The sequence below is a fragment of the Dactylosporangium sp. NPDC051541 genome (assembly GCF_044454505.1).
Classification (GTDB): Bacteria; Actinomycetota; Actinomycetes; order Mycobacteriales; family Micromonosporaceae; genus Dactylosporangium.
Map to the genome: position 1 here is coordinate 125224 of NZ_JBITDU010000021.1, position 16028 is coordinate 141251.

Consider the following 16028-nt stretch of genomic DNA (forward strand, 5'->3'; position numbering starts at 1 on the left):
CCACCCCATCGGGGAATTTACGGCAAATATCCGATTTACTCCGGGTCGAGCCGATAATCCAGGTCCGGAGAAATGGTCAGCGTGTCCATCTGCGCCCGCTGCAGACGCCCCGAGTAGTCCCAGTTCATCGACTGCCACCGGGTGAACTGATCGAGCACCCACACCCCCGACTGCCGGCTGCCGTTGCCCGAACGCCCATTGCCCCCGAACGGGAGGTGCGCCTCCGCCCCCGACGTCGAGTTGTTGATGCTGACCATGCCCGCCCGGGTCCCGCGCCGGAACTCGAACGCCTTCCGCGGGTCGGTCGTATAGATCGCGGCCGACAGCCCATATCCGGGCGCGTCGGCGAGCTCGATGGCCTCCTCCAGCGTCGAATACCGCGTCACGCCCACCAGCGGCCCGAACGTCTCCTGCTGGAAGATCTTGTCCTCCGGCCGCACCCCGTGCACGAGGACCGGGTGGTAGAACAGCCCGGCCGCCGGGTCGCCGACGAACCCGGCCCGCGGGTTGTCCGCCGTGATCCGCCCCGTGCCCGACGAGCCGGAGACCCGGTGGTGGTCCTCGATCCAGTCCAGATAGTCGTCATACCGCTCGGCGAACCGCTCGCTCATCAGCGGCCCATAGAGCACCGACGGGTCCGCCGGGTCGCCGACAACCGCGCCCCGCACCGCGTCCTCCAGCCGCCGGGTGAACTCCTCGAGCACGCTGTCGTGGACGATCAGCGTGCCGAGCGAGGTGCAGCGCTGCCCCGCGGTGCCGAAGCCGGCGAAGAGCGCGCCGTGGACCGCGAGGTCGAGATCGGCGTCCTCGGTGATGACCATCGGGTTTTTGCCGCCGAGCTCCAGGCAGGCGCTCTGCAGGTGCCGGCCGGCCAACTCGCCGATGCGGGCGCCCACCTCGGACGAGCCCGTGAACCCGACCTTGTCGATCACCTGCTCCCGCAGTCCCGCCTCCAGCCCGGCGTATGTGGTCGCGCCGTCGCAATACACCACCTCGAAAACGCCTTCGGGGACGCCCGCGCGCCGGATCAGCTCCGCGAACGCCTCGGCGCACGCGGCCGCATACTCGGCCGGCTTCCACACGACGGCATTGCCGCACAGCAGCGCGGGCACGATGTACCAGCTCGGGACCGCCACCGGGAAGTTGCCCGCCGTCACGATCGCGGCCACGCCCACCGGCACCCGGAACGTGAACAGCTGCTTGTCGGGCATCTCGCTGGGCACGGTCTGCCCGTAGAGCCGCCGCCCCTCACCGAGGAAGAAGTCGCAGGTATCGACGATCTCCTGGACCTCGCCCCGGGCCTCGGCCAGCGTCTTGCCGACCTCGCGGGTGACCAGGGCGGAGAGGGCCTCGAAGTTGGCCTCGACCAGGCGGCCGAGGTTGGCCACGACCCGGCCGCGGACCGGCGCCGGCACGTCGGCCCAGGCCTTCTGCGCGCGCCGGGCCGAGCGGGCGGCGGCGACGAACGTGTCGGCATCGGCGAGCGCGACCTCGGCCACGACGTCGTCCAGGCGGGAGGGGTTGAGGGAGGAGACGCGGTTGCCGGTCGCCGCAACGGGTTGGCCGCCGACGGTCGAGGTGATGAGGCGCTTCATGGGTCCCATCTTGGACCCCGGGTCCGACAGATTCGGGGCGGGCGCGGCGATCGCTACGAAGCGTGGTCGGACGACTCCGCCGGGTCGAAGGCGAGCTGCCCGCCGAACTTGTCGCGCAGCCGCTCGTCGTAGTAGTCGGCCGTGTCGGCCACCCAGTCGCAGGCGTTGCTGAGCTCGATCGGGTCCAGCGTCGACGCCAGCATCTCCGCCGCCGCCAGCACGCTGCCGTCCCGCCAGAACAGCCGGATGAAGTTCAGCCGGCCGTTGAGCTCGTTGAGCTCCACCAGCAGCTCCGGCGTGCACTCCAGCTCGCGCAGCACCGGCGAGAACACCCGCACGAACGGCGGCTCGCTGGCGATCAGGCGCAGATACACCACTGCGGTCCCGCTGCGGATCGCGATCGGCTGCGTGACGAGATCCGCGGGGACCTCCGGTCCGCCGAGGTACTCCGTGACGAGCCCGTGCACCCTCGCCCGCAAGCCGTCGTCTATCGACACGCGTCCACGATACAAAAGGCTGTCACCCGCTCTTGCCTGGCCTTCCGGGCGGCAGGAACCCGCGCCGCCGGGCCTCTTTCACCCAGCGGTGGGCCGTGCTGACGGGCACGCCGTGCTGATCGGCCAGATCACAGGCCGGCCGCGGCGAGGCCTGCGCGTATTCGAGATACACGTCCGCGACCTGCCGGTAGAACACGTCGGGCCGCCCGCGCAGCCGCACCCCCTCGGGTGCCGCCCGCACGAACGCGAACGCGGGCTCGACCATCTCCCAGCCGATGTCGGCGGCGACCGGCGGCCCCGCGGGCGCCTCGCGAAGACTCACCACGGGAGCGGTACTGCCGGCAAAATCATCGGCCGCCAGTTGTGCATTGGCCGCCGCCTCGATCCGCCCGACCGGGATGGCCCGCAAGAGTTCCGCACTCGGCGTCCCGTCGATCCGCAGCCCGGTGAGCACCAGACGGCCGCCCGCCCCGACCGCGACGCGCACCAGCACGGTCCCGGCCAGCGGAGGCTCGTCCTGGCGCCATTCGTACCAGCCATCGGCGACTGGAAAGAGGCGGCCCCGCACGACGCCAGGCTAGCCACATTTCCTCAAATCAACAATTGCGCTCAGTTAGACGTCTAGATACGCTGATCTGGACCCACCAGCCAACAGGTGCTTTCGGGACCGGGGGGTCGGTCGTGCGCGCGGCATAAAACCAAGCTCACAACCGTGGCAGGCCGGTGGCATCGTCCGCGTCGAGATACGGGGGAACGGGGCGACGCGGACGATGGCCGCCGAGCGGGCCGTGTACAGGCACGGACCGCTCGGCGGCGTCCAACTCAAGAGCTGCGGTCGCGGGGTCTCGCCGGACCCCGCGACCGCTTCCTCTTTCCACCGACAAGACGCATGGACGTGAAACGCCCCCGCCGGTCCAATGACTCGACGGGGGCGCTTCGGCCTCAGTGCAGTACCACTAAAAAGGGCTTCTACCAGGGCTGTGGCGCCGGAGGCACCACGACCGGCGGGCGGTCGTCGCACGTGATCGTGTTCGGCAGCTCCCACGGCGCGAACCACGGACCCGTGGTGCCGCCGCCATCGTTGCCGCCCAGGTCGGTCAGGGAGAACTCCGAACCGGCCGGGGTGAAGTGGAACGATCCGCAGTTGTTCACGCCGACCGCACCCACGTTGCGGGCGTCGACGTTCTCGAAGGTCGCCGAGCCGGCCACCCGGGCCGAGACGACCGAGGTGCCAGTACCGTCGACCTTGATGTCCTTGAAGTGGACATTGGTGATCGAATACTGGTCCTTCACCGGGAAGTCGACGACCAGCATGATCGCGTTGTAGGTGTTGTCGAGGAAGTTGTCCCCCACGACCTGGATGTTGGCGTCCATGTTCTTCTCGAGCGCATACAGCCAGATCGCGCCCAGGCCGATGTTCCAGTTGAGCTCGTAGGTCCCGGCCCGGACCGTGGTGTTGTTCGTGACGTTGATCGTGCCGGCGAACGGCTGGGCGCCGAAGCGGGTGCCCAGGTGCAGCGCGCTGCCTTCCCGGATCGGGTCCGCGACGAGGTTGTTGGACACCGTGATGTCCTTGCCGCCGTAGATCGCGATGCCGTTGGCCAGCGTCGGGGTCTGCACGGTGTTGTGATCGAACGTGTTGTTGGCGTTCGTGGTCGTCTCCGCCCACATCGCCAGCGCGTCGTCGCCGGTGTTACGGAAGAAGCTGTTCGACACCGACGAGTTGGTGACGCCGGTGTGGAAGTTGACGCCGTCGGCGATCTGGTCGACGACCGTGGTGTTGGTGACCTTGGTGTTGTTCATCGGCCCGTCGAACCACAGGCCCACCTTCGTGTGCTGGATGTACAGCCCGTCGATGGTGGAGTCCGACAGCGCGCCGCCGATGCCGTTGACCTGATCGGTGTCGATGCGCTCGCGCACGTCACCGATGATCGAGAAGCCCGACAGGTGCACGTTGCGGCTGCCGCCGTCCGGCGCGTACTTGCCGTAGAACCCGACCCCGGTGTGGATCGACTTGTCCGGCGCGGGAGTGCTGAGCGCGACCTCGTGGCCCTTGATGATCGTGTACCACGAGCCGGCGCCCTCGACCGTCACGTTGTCGACGATGATGTGCCGGTTGACCTGGTACGTGCCCGGCGGGACGTACACCTTCAGATGCGTCCACTTGGCGAACGCGATCGCCATGTCGAACGCGTCCGCGGAGTCGCGCTTGCCGGTCGGGTCGGCGCCGAAGAACAGCACGTTCGACGCGATCAGGTTGACCTTCGGCGCGCCGACGACCTGCGAGTCGAGCAGGTCGATCGCGGTCCAGGCGGCCTTGCTGCCGGCCGGAACGCTCAGCCGGACCTTGTCGCCCGCCTTGTACGTCTTGCCGAGCAGCAGTCGCTGCTCGTCGTAGAAGTGGAAGGGCCGGAACGGCTTGGTGATCTGCGGCGTCGGCGTCGTGCCGGCCGGCACGCAGGCGCACTCCGTGATCCACCAATCGGGGTGCAGCAGGCCGGCGTTGGGGTCATTGCTGAAGGGGTACTGGTTGTAGAGCCACGAATACTGCGACGTCAACGTCATCGTCTGCTTGGACTTGCCGTTGACGGTCACATCCAGCGGGGCGGTGATGCCGCCGCCGTTCGCGGCGTCCGGGATGCTGTAGCGGACGTTGATCGCGTTCGCCGCGCTGGGCAGCGTGAACTCGACGTACTGCCCGGGCGCGAGCTTGACCGCGGACCGGCCGGAAGCCTCGGCCGGCAGCGTGTAAGCGGTGCGGTCCGGGCCGATGACCACCCCGTTGGTCGCGGCCTTTTCGGCCTCCTGCTCGGCGAAGCCGACGTTGGCGCCCCGGCCCGCGACCAGCGCGGGGTCCAGGCCCGCCCGCGTCACGGCCGGCGCCGCCGACGCGGCGAATGCGGTGGTGCCACCGGCGACGATGACCCCGAGGCCGACAGCGGCCGCGGTCGCCGCCGCGGACCACCGCGATGGTAATCCTGTGGTGCTCCGTGACATCGATTGACTCGTTTCTCTCGGGTAGGCGGCGCACCCAGATGCATCGAGTTGGCGGAACGTTCGAGCGGCGGTGTTGGGGTGCACCTCGACGCTCGAGGCGGGGTGGGGGCGGTCGCCATGAGGTGAGGTGACATTAGGGCGGCCGCACCTCCTTGCACAAGGTCTTGCGACATAATTGCGTAACACTGCCGCCTTCTTGCACAACGGGATGTCGGTTATGCCGCTTCCGCTGCCCCTACGACGGCCGCGCAGACGCGGGCCAGGTCGGCGTCATCGGTCACATACGGCGGCATCGTGTAGACCAGATCCCGGAACGGCCGCAGCCAGACCCCGAGCTCGACCGCGGCCTTCGTCGCCGCACCCATGTCGACGTCGTGGTCGAGCTGCACGACGCCGATCGCCCCCAGCACCCGCACATCCCGCACGCCCGGCACCGCCCGCGCCGGCTCCAACCCCGCCCGCAGTCCGGCTTCGATCCGCCGCACGTTGCCGGCCCAGTCCCCGCCGAGCAGCAGCTCGATCGACGCGTTGGCGACCGCCGACGACAACGGGTTGCCCATGAACGTCGGCCCGTGGGCCAGCACCGGCAGCTCCCCGCGGCTGATGCCCCGCGCCACCCGCGGCTGGCAGAGCGTCGCCCCCATCGACAGGTATCCGCCGGTCAACGCCTTGCCGACACACATCACGTCAGGCGCGACGCCCGCGTGATCGGCGGCGAACAACGCCCCGGTGCGCCCGAACCCGGTCGCGATCTCGTCGAAGACCAGCAGCACATCGTGCGCGTCCGCGAGTTCGCGCAGCGCGGAAAGGTACCGCGGACTATGAAATCGCATTCCACCGGCGCCCTGCACCACCGGTTCGACGATGATCCCGGCGATCTCGTCCCGGTGCTCGTGCAGCGTCTCGGCGATGAGGTCGACATACCCGGAGTCGTACTCGACCGGCGGCATCGGCACGAAGACCTGCTCGGGCAGCACACCGCGCCAGAGACTGTGCATCCCGCCGTCGGGGTCGGTCACCGACATGGGGTGGAAGGTGTCACCGTGGTAGCCGCCGCGCCAGGTGAGCATCCGGCGCCGCCCCGGCCGGCCCATCGAGCGGTGGTACTGCAGGCACATCTTCACCGCGACCTCGACCGACACCGAGCCGGAGTCGCACAGGAACACGTGGCGCAGCGGCGCGGGCGTGATGTCCACGAGCGTCTTCGCCAGCCGCACCGCGGGCTCGTGCGTCAGCCCGCCGAACATGACGTGGCTCATCCGCCCGAGCTGCTCGCGCACCGCCGCATCGAGGACCGGGTGTCGGTACCCGTGAATCGCCGCCCACCACGACGACATCCCGTCGACCAGCTCCCGCCCGTCGGCGAGCTGGAGCCGGACGCCCGATGCCGACGAGACCACCAGTGGCGGCTGCGTCGCCGGCATCGGAGCGTATGGGTGCCAGACATGCTCGCGGTCGAGCGCGACCAGGTCGTCCTCAGTCGACATGCCCTGACAGTAGTCAGCCCTGCGGCTGCGTGATGTTCACCATCCACTGGATGCCGAACTGGTCGGTGCAGGAGCCGAACTCGTCGCCCCACATCTGCTTCTCCAGCGGCATCGACACCTTGCCGCTGCTGGAGAGCTTCTCCCAGTAGCCCCGCAGCTCGGTCGCGTCGGTCCCGCTCAGGCTGATCGTGATGTGGTCACCCGGGTTGAGCGCCATGGTGGCCGGCGTGTCCGAAGCCATGATCGTGTATCCGCTCGGCGTCTCGAGCTGGCCGTGCATGATCTGCTCCGCGGTCGCGGCGTCGTCGGAGCCGTACTGGCCGAACGTATTGAGCCGTAGCTCACCGCCGAACACACCCTGGTAGAACTCCATCGCCTGTCGAGCGTTCCCCCGGAAGTTGATGTACGGGTTGAGCACCGAAGCCACAGCAAACTCCTTTGGTCGTGTGACGTGCGCGATTCACTGGCAGCCTAGTTCCGCCACCCGGCCCCGGCCCCGCTTTGCCGAGAAGGATCACGCCCAGGCCGCACCTTGGGCCGCGAGGGCGTCCCCGAGCGCCGTCCGCCGATACAGCACACTCCGCCCGGCCCGAGCGGAGTCCACCAGCCCGCATCGCCGCAGCACGGCCAGGTGATCCCCGACGGCGCCGACGGCCAGCCCGAGCCGCCCCGCCAGCTGCGTGGTGCTCCCCGGCTCCTCCAGTGCCAGCAGTACCCGGGCCCGGGACGGTCCGACCAGCTCACCCAGCGCGCCACCACCGACCGGTACCGGCTCCCACAGCGCCGCCACCCCTCGGGCCGGATACACGATCGCCCGCCGCCAGGGCGCCTCCGTGTACGCACCCACCCCCGGCCAGATCAACGCCGACGGCACCAGCAACAGCCCTTCCCCGTCCGACGGCACGACCCGTACATCACCGCTGCCGGAATCGGGCCGATCCGCCAGTTCGATGGCGCCGTCCCGCCATCGGACGCGCCGGTGCAGCCCCACGAACGCCGCCGCCCAGCCGCCCTCGCCGAGCCGCCCGGCGCGGTGCACCACATCGCTCTCACAGATCGCCCGCAGCTGCGGCCAGCCGGGCGCCAGCAGCTCCCGCCAGGCGACCTCCAGCGCCACGGCCAGCCGTTCGACCACGTTTTCGGACCGCAGCACCCGCAAGGCCTCCGCACCGACTCGCGGCCCCTGGGCCAGCGCCCGCTCGATCTCCCGCCGGGCCACGTCCAACGGTGTCGCCCGCACCGCGGCCAGATCAGCGGCGAAGGTCTGCTGCATACCGGTGGGCGGCGGCCCGACGAAGTCCGCCCCGTATCGGGCCGTGTGCAGCGCCACCACCGCGTCGAGCTCGGTCTCGGCACGCAGCCGCGCGTAGACGGGCCGCAGCCGCGCGAACGGCCCGAGCGGCGCCAGCCCGTTGAGCCGCCGCAGCAGGCCCCCGAGCTCGAACAGCGGCGAGACCGCGAACCGCGTCCGCAGCAGGTCCTCGGCGGCGACCTCGAGCCGGAACATGCCCCGACCTTACGTCCCTGGACGTAAGAGTCCCGTGGAGTCGCGACCACGGCCAGCCTGAACTTCATGACCACCTACACGGCGGTGCTGCGCGACCACACATTCCGCGTCCTGTTCGGCACCAGGACCCTGAGCATCCTGGCCGACACCCTGCGGATCGTCGCGCTGTCGCTGCTCGTCTACGCCGCCACCGACTCCCCGGCCCTGGCCGCCCTCGCATACGGCATCGGCTTCCTGCCCCAGCTGATCGGGGCCAGCGTCCTGGGCGCCCTGTCCGACCGGGTCCGCCCACGGCTGCTCATCGTGCTCGGCTACCTGGCCGAGGCGGCCGTGGCCGCGGTCCTGGCCACCGTTCACCTCCCGGTCTGGGCCGCGCTGGCGCTGGTTGCCGCGGCCGCGCTGCTCACGCCGGTCTTCATGGGCGCACAGAACGCGCTCATCGCCGAGACCCTCACCGGCGACGCCTACGTGCTGGGCCGCTCCCTGGCCAACGTCGCCTCATCGCTGGCCCAGCTGGTCGGCATGGCCGGCGCCGGTCTCGCCGTCGCCACGCTGGGCGGCCGCAACGCCATGCTCCTGGCCGCGCTCGGCCACGTCGTCGCCGCCGCCTGGACCCGGCTGGCCCTGCCCGACTTCCCGGCCCCCACGGCCGCCGGCCGCCGGCCCACGCCCAGGTCCGGTGGTCTGGCCGCGGTCAGCTGGCAGGGCAACGTGGCCCTCCTGCGCGACCGCACGGTACGCCGCCTGCTCCTCGTACAGTGGCTCCCGCCCGCGTTCATCACCGGCGCCGAGGCGCTCATGGTCCCCTACGCGGCCGAGCGCGGCTTCCCCATCGGCGCCGCCGGCTGGCTGCTGGCGGCGATCCCGGTCGGCATGGTCGCCGGCAACCTGATCGTCGGCCGGCTGCTCGCCCCCGCCCGCCGCGAACGGCTCGTCCCGACCCTGATCGCGCTGATGGGCCTGCCCTGCCTGGCCTTCGCCGCCCCGGCCGCCTGGGGCCTGTCCTGGCCGGTGCTGGCCGCAGCCCTGATCGTGGTCGGGACCGGCTTCGCGTTCGGCCTGGGCGTGCAGGCCGCGTTCCGGGACGCGCTGCCCGCCGACGGCCGCGGTCAGGCCTTCGGCCTGCTCAGCACCGGCCTGATGACCGCGCAGGGCCTGCTGCCCGCGCTGGCCGGCCTGCTCGCCGAGGCGCTGCCGGCCAGCCTGGTGATCGGCCTGCTCGGCGCGGCCACGCTCCTGGCCGCCGCGATCGCCACCGTGGGGCGGATCGGCTCCGGCGCGCCGTCGTACGCTGGTTCGTTGGCCGGGAAAAGTGTCGTACCTGGTGCCTAGACTCACGGCCGACAAACGCGTTGGTTCATAACTCAACAGGGATGGCAGCGGCCTTCCGCTCGAGGTATCGCTGCTCGGGAAGACTGGTGGTGCGCTTGGCGGCGAGGGCATACCACCGGCGGGCCTCCGCGTGCGATCCGGCCATCTCCAGCAGATGCGCACGCACCGCGGCCAAGCGGTGATGGCCGGCCATGCGGTCGTCGGTGTCGAGGGTGGCCAGCAGCTCCAGCCCCGCCTGCGGGCCCTTGACCATGGCGAGGGCAACGGCGTGGTTCAGGGTGATGACCGGGTTCGGGACGACCCTGGTCAGGAGCTGATACAGGGCGAGGATCTGCGGCCAGTCGGTCGCCGCGGCGTCGCCGGCCTCGTCGTGGACCGCGGCGATCGCGGCCTGGAGTTGATACGGGCCCGTCGGCCCCTGCGGCAGCGTGCGGGTGATGAGCTCGGTGCCCTCGTCGATCATCGGGCGCAGCCAGCGCGAGCGGTCCTGCTCGGCCAGCGGGACCAGGGTGCCGTCCGGGCGGGTGCGCGCCGGGCGGCGGGCGTCGGTCAGGAGCATGAGCGCCAGCAGGCCGGCCACCTCGCCGTCGGCCGGGAGCAGCCGGTGGACCTCGCGGGTCAGGCGGATCGCCTCGGCGGTGAGATCACCGCGCTGGAGGTCGGTGCCGGAGCTGGCGGTGTAGCCCTCATTGAAGATGAGGTAGAGGACGTGGAGCACGACCTCCAGGCGGGCGGCCCGCTCCGGCGCGGGCGGCGGGGCGAACCGGGCGCCCGCGGACTTGATTTTGGCCTTCCCGCGGCTGATGCGCTGGGCCATGGTGGCCTCGGGGACGAGGAAGGCGCTGGCGATCTCCGCGGTGGTGAGGCCGCCGACGGCGCGCAGGGTCAGGGCCAGCTGCGACGCCGGGGACAGGGCGGGGTGGCAGCACAGGAAGAGCAGGGTGAGAGTGTCGTCGTGGTCGGGCACCGCCTCGGACGGCTCGGGCTCGAGGGCGGCCACGGCCGCTTCCCGGCGCCGGCGAGCGTCGTCGGAGCGGAACTGGTCGGTCAGCCGCCGCACGGCGACCGTGATGAGCCAGCCGCGCGGATTGGCCGGCACACCGTCGGCGGGCCACTGCAGTGCGGCCGCGAGGAGGGCCTCCTGCACGGCGTCCTCGCAGGCGTCGAACTGCCCGTAGCGCCGGATCAGAATGCCCAGCACCTGCGGCGCGAGCGTGCGCAGCTCCTCCTCGACCGTCACATCACCATCTCTACACCACGACCGGCCGGGCCTTGTCGGTCGCCAGCTTCACCGCGATCAGCCCCAGCAGCGTGCCCGTGACGTACCGCTGCATCCGCAGCCACGTCGGCCGCCGCTCCAGGAAGGCCGCGATACTCCCGGCCGCGCACACGATCCCGGCGTTCACGAGCAGGCTGACGACGATCTGCACACCGCCGAGCAGGAACGCCTGGGCCACGAGATGGCCGGCGCGCACGTCGACGAACTGGGGGATGAGGGAGGCGTACATGATGGCGGCCTTGGGGTTGAGCAGGTTGGTCATCAGCCCCATCGTGAACAGCCGTCGGTTGGAGTCCGGCTCCAGCTCGACCGGCGCGAACACGGACGTGCCGCCGGGCCGGACCGCCTGCCAGGCGAGGTAGGCCAGGTATGCCGCCCCGGCCAGCTTGACCGTCGTGTACAGCGCGGGGACGGCGGCGAAGATCACGGACAGCCCGGTCGCGGCGAGCGCCAGGTAGACGAGGAAGCCGACCGCGACACCGCCGAGCGAGGTGATGCCGGCCCGGCGCCCCTGGGTGATGCTGCGCGAGACGAGGTACATCATGTTGGGCCCCGGCGTGAGCACCATCCCGAGCGCCACGAGCGCGACACCCACAACCGCACCAACAGAGATCATGTCCCCCACAATGCCCGCCTGGTGCCGCAGGCTGAACGGCCAATTCGCATCGACTGGCGGGGCCCGGACGAACCGCACCCCGCCGAACCGAGCGGGTGTCTAGGGCCTAGCGCCCGCGAGCCATGTTGATGACACCGCGGACGACCTGAATCACGCCCCAGATGATCGGGCCCCAGGCGACCACGTAGACGGGGATGTCCGCCACGTAGGTGCACACGGTGACGCCGACGCCGACCGCGATCCAGATCAGGCCGAAGATGATGTCCCGCTGGCCCTTCTGCGCCAGCGCGCTCTTGGCCTCGGTCCCCTGCTGCACCTGCATGTAGTGCGGCTGCCCGCCCGGCGCTCCCGGCACCCCGGGCGGCTGACCGTACGGCTGCTGCTGGCCGTAAGGCTGCTGTTGCCCGTAGGGCTGCTGTTGCCCGTAGGGCTGCTGCTGACCGTACGGCGGCTGGCCGTAAGCCGGCGGGGCGGAGTTCGGTGGCTGCCCATACGCGGGCGGGGCGGAGTTCGGCGGCTGGCCGTAGGACTGAGCGGGCGGGGCCGAGTCCGGCTGCGGGTAGGGCGGCGCCGAAGCGGGCTGCTGGCCGTAAGCCGGCGGAGCGGAGTTCGGCGGCTGGCCGTAAGCCGGTTGCTGGCCGTAGGACGGTTGCTGCCCGTAGGCCGGTTGCTGGCCATACGCGGGCTGCTGCCCGTGCGAGTCCGACGCCGGCGGTTGTCCGTAGGCGGGGGGCGCCGAGTAGGGCGGCTGGCCGTGCGGAGGTGTCGCCGGAGGCGGCTGCCCGTATGCGGGCGGCTGCTGCGGAGCGTTCGGGTCCGAGGGGTATCCAGGTTGCATAGCAGGGGTTCCTGTCAGGTGATCGGTCGGCCGTGGCGGCTCAGCGCCGCGATGAGGTGGTCCAGGAACTCGTCCCGCCCGTCGACGATGTCGATCGGGATCATGACGGGTGCGTTTCCCTGGAGCAGCAGGTTGTAGTGGCTCAGCTTGCCGGCCCCTTCGCCGCGCGTGCCGAGCACCGACTGCAGTCCGGTGGTCTCAGGCCACGAGTACGCCTGGACCTTCCCGTTGTGTCGGTAGATGAAGCCCTCGCTGAAGACAAAATACGAACGATTGCCCACAACCAGCTGCCGGATGGCGGTGACGAGAGCGCCGACCATGCCGAAGCAGAAGAACAGGCCGATGAATCGGACGATCGAGTACCAACCGCTGAAAATGCTGAGGCGACTGCCGAGCGCGCTCGTCGCTATCAGCAGGCCCAGGCACGCAATCGAGATCACCAGCCACAGAATGAACCGGTTGCGCGCGTTGGCCAGCTGCCGAAGGCTCACCAGCGGGCCGAACCCGCGAGCCAGTGCGGCCTGGCCGACATCGGCCGGCACCTCGCCGACAGGCAAGGTGTTACCCCCGTAGGTCACCGTGTCCTCCCCGTGTCCGGTAACCGGCGGCCCTTATGGGCCTAGCGCACGATAACAGTCGATGACGGGCCGCAAAACCGACGTGTTTAGGATCATCGGATGCTGTACGTCGTGTTCGACGACACAGGCCCTTACCTCGTCGGTCGCGATGATCCGGCCCGCGGGAAAAGCGCCGATCGGCGGGAATACGACGGCGTGATCGCCATCCGCCTCGACGGCGAACAAGCGGCCGGGCCGGACCTCTCCCGGGCCCGGTTGCTGACCGGGAGCGCGCTGGTGATCGTGGCCGGGGCCGGCCTCGCGGCCACCGCGCTGGTCCCTGCGCTGCTGGTGGTGCCGGTGGGAGTGGCGGTCGCGGCGTACCTCGGCCGGCGGCACAGCATCGCCGCGGCCGAGGTCGAGCGGCGCTGGGCGAGCCGTAACCGGTGGCTCGAGACGCGAGAAGCCCGGCTGCGAGTGCTGCGCGCCTTCAACGAAGGTGCCCAGGCCGCCCAGCTCTGGGAAGCCGCTGAAAACGGCGATAAGTCCGATATCTCCGAGCGTGAAGCACCCGGCATATCGGACAACAGTCACCTGTGACTGGGCTCGGCGCCGTCGAGGCCTTCCTTGCACTCGACGGCGCCGAGGTCTTCAGGGGGTTAGGGGAGTCTTCAGGGGTTGAGAAGAAGCGAGCTCAGAAAGCGGCCCGGCGCCGGCCCCGCGAGCCGCGGAACATGCGGAACGCGGCGATGGCACCGATGGCGACGGCCAGTCCGGCAACCGCCCAGATGGCATCCGGGTGGAAGGTCGCGTCGGGGGTTCCACTGGCCTTCGTCGCCGGATTGGCGGCGCTGACAGGCTCGGGAAGCGCCGCGAAGTTGACGTTGCCGATGCTCTCCAGCAGCGTCATGTGCTTCATGACGACGTTGACGGCGGTCTGGGCGAAGGTGCGGACGAGCTCGTTGCGGGTGCCGGCGCGAATCTGTGACACCAGCGCGAAAACCTTGCCATGGGCGGCCCGCAGGCGGTTCGAGAAGACGTCGTCGAACTGCTGCTGGGTCGTGGCCGCGCTCATCTCGTTGAGCCAGCCCTGCTGCTCATCGCTCGGTTTGTCCGGCAGCGGCACTCCCAGCTGCGCGGACGCCTGTCGCACCTGCGTGTCGAGGCCCTTGTGGTCGGTGGCCAGCTGGCGACCGACCTCCTTGAGGCGATCGTCACCGGACTTCGTCTGCGCCATGTTGCCGGCCGGGCCCTCCCAGAGGCCGGCCTGGCGCACCTTGACCAGGAACTCGCGATCGAGCGGGCCGAGCGGGCCGAAGCTGGTCATCGTGTAGCCCGCGGGCAGGGCCCCGCCGGTCGCCTGCGGACCGGTCGCGGCGACCTGCACGGGAGCCTTGGCGTTGTTGGCGGCCGGCACGTAGCCGGCCGGGTCCGCCGAGCCGGCCTGACCACCGGTCAGAGCAGCGCGCACGGAGGGCACAGCCATGCCGATGCCTGCGGCCACGACGATTGTCAGTAGCACCCAGGGCCACGTTCGGCGGCGTTGCCACGGCCGGGGTCCGGCGCCATCAGGCTCGACGGAGTACATCAGTAGCCGCCGGATCCGCCGTCACCGTTTGAGGTGGCCTCGGCCGAGGCGGCCGGCGGCTGCACCGCGGTGGGGGCGGGCGTGGGCAGGCAGGTCAGGTTCTTCTTGCCGGTGGGGTCCACGACGAACCAGACGCCGCCGACGTTCTGACCCTTCCAGGCACCCGGCTTCGGGTCGCCGATGTAGCGGTACACGGGCCAGCCGGCCAGCGTGATCTGGCGGGACCCGTCGGCGCGGGTGACGGTACCGACAACCGAGGCGTCGACACCGGAGAGGTCCGGGTTGCCGTCGGTGATCGCCGGCGGCCACACCTGCGCGCACTTGTCGACACAGTTGGACTTCGGCGGCTTGGCGGTGTCCTTGTCGAAGCGGTACAGGACGAAGCCGTCCTGGTCGGTGACAACCTTGCCCATCTTCGGGATCGACGCCGCCTTGAGCGTCGTGGTCAGCGGCACCGGCGGCGCGGTCGAAACCGGGGCGAGGCTCTCGCCGCCGACCTCGTTCAGGGCCGGGACCTGCTGCTGCGCCGCCACGTCGTTGGTGTTGTCGGTGTTCGCGCCGGGGGGCGCGCACGCGGTCAGGGCGGCCAGCGCGGCCGCCGCCGCGGCGCATCCCGCCACGGTGGCGGTGAGCCTGGTTGCTGCCACTGGATCCTCCTCGGTTGGCGTATTTCGTGTTCCGCCGAGTGGTACGTGGGGCGGGTGGGGCCGAGACTGAAGGGATCCACAGTGGACAAATTCACAAACATTGCTGTGAGTTTCTTCGAACCCTTGTGGCCTCGGCTCCGTACAACTGGGACGAAGCTCAGACGTTCTGACCTGCGGCGTTACTCGGAGGCCGGCAAATGCCCTGACGGGCGATAAGTCGGATATGTCGGGCGGAATGCTGGAGTGCGATGCGCCGTTGGGGCGCGGCGCGGTGGTGCCGGGCGGCGCGATGGTGCAGAGCGCGGCACGATGGTGCGAGGCGGTGCGGCCTACGTATCGATGCGACGAATGCTCGTGCTGTCGGTGCGACGAGCGATTGAGCTGTCGGTGCCGCGAGTGCGCCTGGCGTTGGTGTCGGTGTCGTTCGAACTGTTGATGCGGCGCCGGCGGACGGGTCGCTCGGCGGCGGGCAGGTGAACTGGCTCAAGGGGATGGCGGCGGTCAGCGGGTGGTGCCGTTGCGGGCGTCCAGGGCGGCTCGTAGGGAGCGGAGCGCGTAGTAGACGCGGGACTTCGCTGTGCCCAAAGGGAGGCCCAGCAGTTCGGCGACCTCGTTGACGGTTCGGTCGCGGAGGTAGGTCTCGACCAGGATTTCGCGGTGGGCGCGGGACAGGCTGCGCAGGGCGTCCATCACGACCATGTTGGCCAGGACGCGCTCGGTCTCGTCGGACTGGGTGGCCTCGGTCATCCAGAGTTCGTCGAGGTCCTGGCCGTAGGTTTCACCGACCCTCGCGCTCGCGCTGCGGTGCTCGTCGATGGCGATGCGCCTGGCCACCGTGAACAGCCACGGGCGCAGGGAGCCTACCGCGTTGTGATCGAAGCGGTCCGCGTTGCGCCAGGCCCGCAGGAGGGTCTCCTGCACGATGTCCTCGGCCCGCTGCCGGTCGCCGCCGGTCAGCCGGGCGACGAAGCGGAGCAGGGCGTCGGCGTGCTCGCGGTACAGCGCGACGAGCAGTTCGTCATCGGCATCGCGGGGTCCGGAGGCGTGCCGTTGAGTTCGGGAACCGTATGCCTCAATCATCAACGTCA

The 16028-nt window shown here is 70.3% G+C and carries 16 protein-coding genes; 2 read left to right on the top strand and 14 right to left on the bottom strand.

The window, feature by feature from the left end:
* Window positions 1-35 precede the first annotated feature (35 nt).
* The 7 genes from ACIA8L_RS49845 to ACIA8L_RS49875 form a co-directional block, all read right to left on the bottom strand.
* Window positions 36-1595: an aldehyde dehydrogenase family protein gene (locus ACIA8L_RS49845; RefSeq protein ID WP_395916298.1), complete on the bottom strand. Its 1560-nt coding sequence runs from the start codon at window positions 1593-1595 to the stop codon at window positions 36-38.
* Window positions 1596-1648: 53 nt separating this feature from the next.
* Window positions 1649-2092: a T3SS (YopN, CesT) and YbjN peptide-binding chaperone 1 gene (locus tag ACIA8L_RS49850; protein ID WP_395916300.1), complete on the bottom strand. Its 444-nt coding sequence runs from the start codon at window positions 2090-2092 to the stop codon at window positions 1649-1651.
* 22 nt (window positions 2093-2114) lie between these two features.
* Entirely contained in the window at window positions 2115-2660 is a 546-nt protein-coding gene (locus ACIA8L_RS49855) for a hypothetical protein (RefSeq protein ID WP_395916301.1), read from the bottom strand.
* Window positions 2661-3061: 401 nt separating this feature from the next.
* Complete coding sequence (locus ACIA8L_RS49860) at window positions 3062-5089, bottom strand: glycosyl hydrolase family 28-related protein (RefSeq protein ID WP_395916303.1); 2028 nt, start codon at window positions 5087-5089, stop codon at window positions 3062-3064.
* Window positions 5090-5304: 215 nt separating this feature from the next.
* Window positions 5305-6576, bottom strand: a complete 1272-nt coding sequence (locus ACIA8L_RS49865; RefSeq protein ID WP_395916305.1) for an adenosylmethionine--8-amino-7-oxononanoate transaminase — start codon at window positions 6574-6576, stop codon at window positions 5305-5307.
* 13 nt (window positions 6577-6589) lie between these two features.
* Window positions 6590-7003: a VOC family protein gene (locus ACIA8L_RS49870; protein ID WP_395916307.1), complete on the bottom strand. Its 414-nt coding sequence runs from the start codon at window positions 7001-7003 to the stop codon at window positions 6590-6592.
* 87 nt (window positions 7004-7090) lie between these two features.
* Entirely contained in the window at window positions 7091-8083 is a 993-nt protein-coding gene (locus tag ACIA8L_RS49875) for a DUF5937 family protein (RefSeq protein ID WP_395916308.1), read from the bottom strand.
* A 66-nt stretch (window positions 8084-8149) separates the two neighbouring features.
* Here ACIA8L_RS49875 and ACIA8L_RS49880 point away from each other — a divergent pair, with 66 nt between their 5' ends.
* Window positions 8150-9415 carry an MFS transporter gene (locus tag ACIA8L_RS49880; RefSeq protein ID WP_395916309.1) on the top strand — a complete coding sequence of 422 codons (1266 nt, stop codon included), beginning with the start codon at window positions 8150-8152 and terminating at the stop codon, window positions 9413-9415.
* Between the two features lie 25 nt (window positions 9416-9440).
* Here ACIA8L_RS49880 and ACIA8L_RS49885 read toward each other — a convergent pair whose 3' ends face one another.
* The 4 genes from ACIA8L_RS49885 to ACIA8L_RS49900 form a co-directional block, all read right to left on the bottom strand.
* Complete coding sequence (locus tag ACIA8L_RS49885; RefSeq protein WP_395916311.1) at window positions 9441-10655, bottom strand: RNA polymerase sigma factor; 1215 nt, start codon at window positions 10653-10655, stop codon at window positions 9441-9443.
* Window positions 10656-10665: 10 nt separating this feature from the next.
* Window positions 10666-11310, bottom strand: coding sequence for a LysE family translocator (locus ACIA8L_RS49890; RefSeq protein WP_395916313.1), 645 nt, complete (start codon window positions 11308-11310; stop codon window positions 10666-10668).
* Window positions 11311-11416: 106 nt separating this feature from the next.
* Complete coding sequence (locus ACIA8L_RS49895) at window positions 11417-12148, bottom strand: hypothetical protein (RefSeq protein WP_395916314.1); 732 nt, start codon at window positions 12146-12148, stop codon at window positions 11417-11419.
* Between the two features lie 14 nt (window positions 12149-12162).
* Window positions 12163-12705 (bottom strand): hypothetical protein, encoded by a 543-nt coding sequence (locus ACIA8L_RS49900; protein ID WP_395916315.1) that lies wholly within the window; start codon window positions 12703-12705, stop codon window positions 12163-12165.
* A gap of 120 nt (window positions 12706-12825) precedes the next feature.
* Here ACIA8L_RS49900 and ACIA8L_RS49905 point away from each other — a divergent pair, with 120 nt between their 5' ends.
* On the top strand, window positions 12826-13305 hold the full coding sequence (locus tag ACIA8L_RS49905; RefSeq protein ID WP_395916317.1) for a hypothetical protein: 480 nt from the start codon (window positions 12826-12828) through the stop codon (window positions 13303-13305).
* A gap of 94 nt (window positions 13306-13399) precedes the next feature.
* Here ACIA8L_RS49905 and ACIA8L_RS49910 read toward each other — a convergent pair whose 3' ends face one another.
* The 3 genes from ACIA8L_RS49910 to ACIA8L_RS49920 all read right to left on the bottom strand — a co-directional run bounded on the left by ACIA8L_RS49910 (window position 13400) and on the right by ACIA8L_RS49920 (window position 16020).
* Window positions 13400-14176: a DUF4142 domain-containing protein gene (locus ACIA8L_RS49910; protein ID WP_395916319.1), complete on the bottom strand. Its 777-nt coding sequence runs from the start codon at window positions 14174-14176 to the stop codon at window positions 13400-13402.
* Between the two features lie 116 nt (window positions 14177-14292).
* Window positions 14293-14940 carry a hypothetical protein gene (locus ACIA8L_RS49915; protein ID WP_395916320.1) on the bottom strand — a complete coding sequence of 216 codons (648 nt, stop codon included), beginning with the start codon at window positions 14938-14940 and terminating at the stop codon, window positions 14293-14295.
* 501 nt (window positions 14941-15441) lie between these two features.
* Window positions 15442-16020: a sigma-70 family RNA polymerase sigma factor gene (locus ACIA8L_RS49920; protein WP_395916321.1), complete on the bottom strand. Its 579-nt coding sequence runs from the start codon at window positions 16018-16020 to the stop codon at window positions 15442-15444.
* Window positions 16021-16028: the final 8 nt, after the last annotated feature.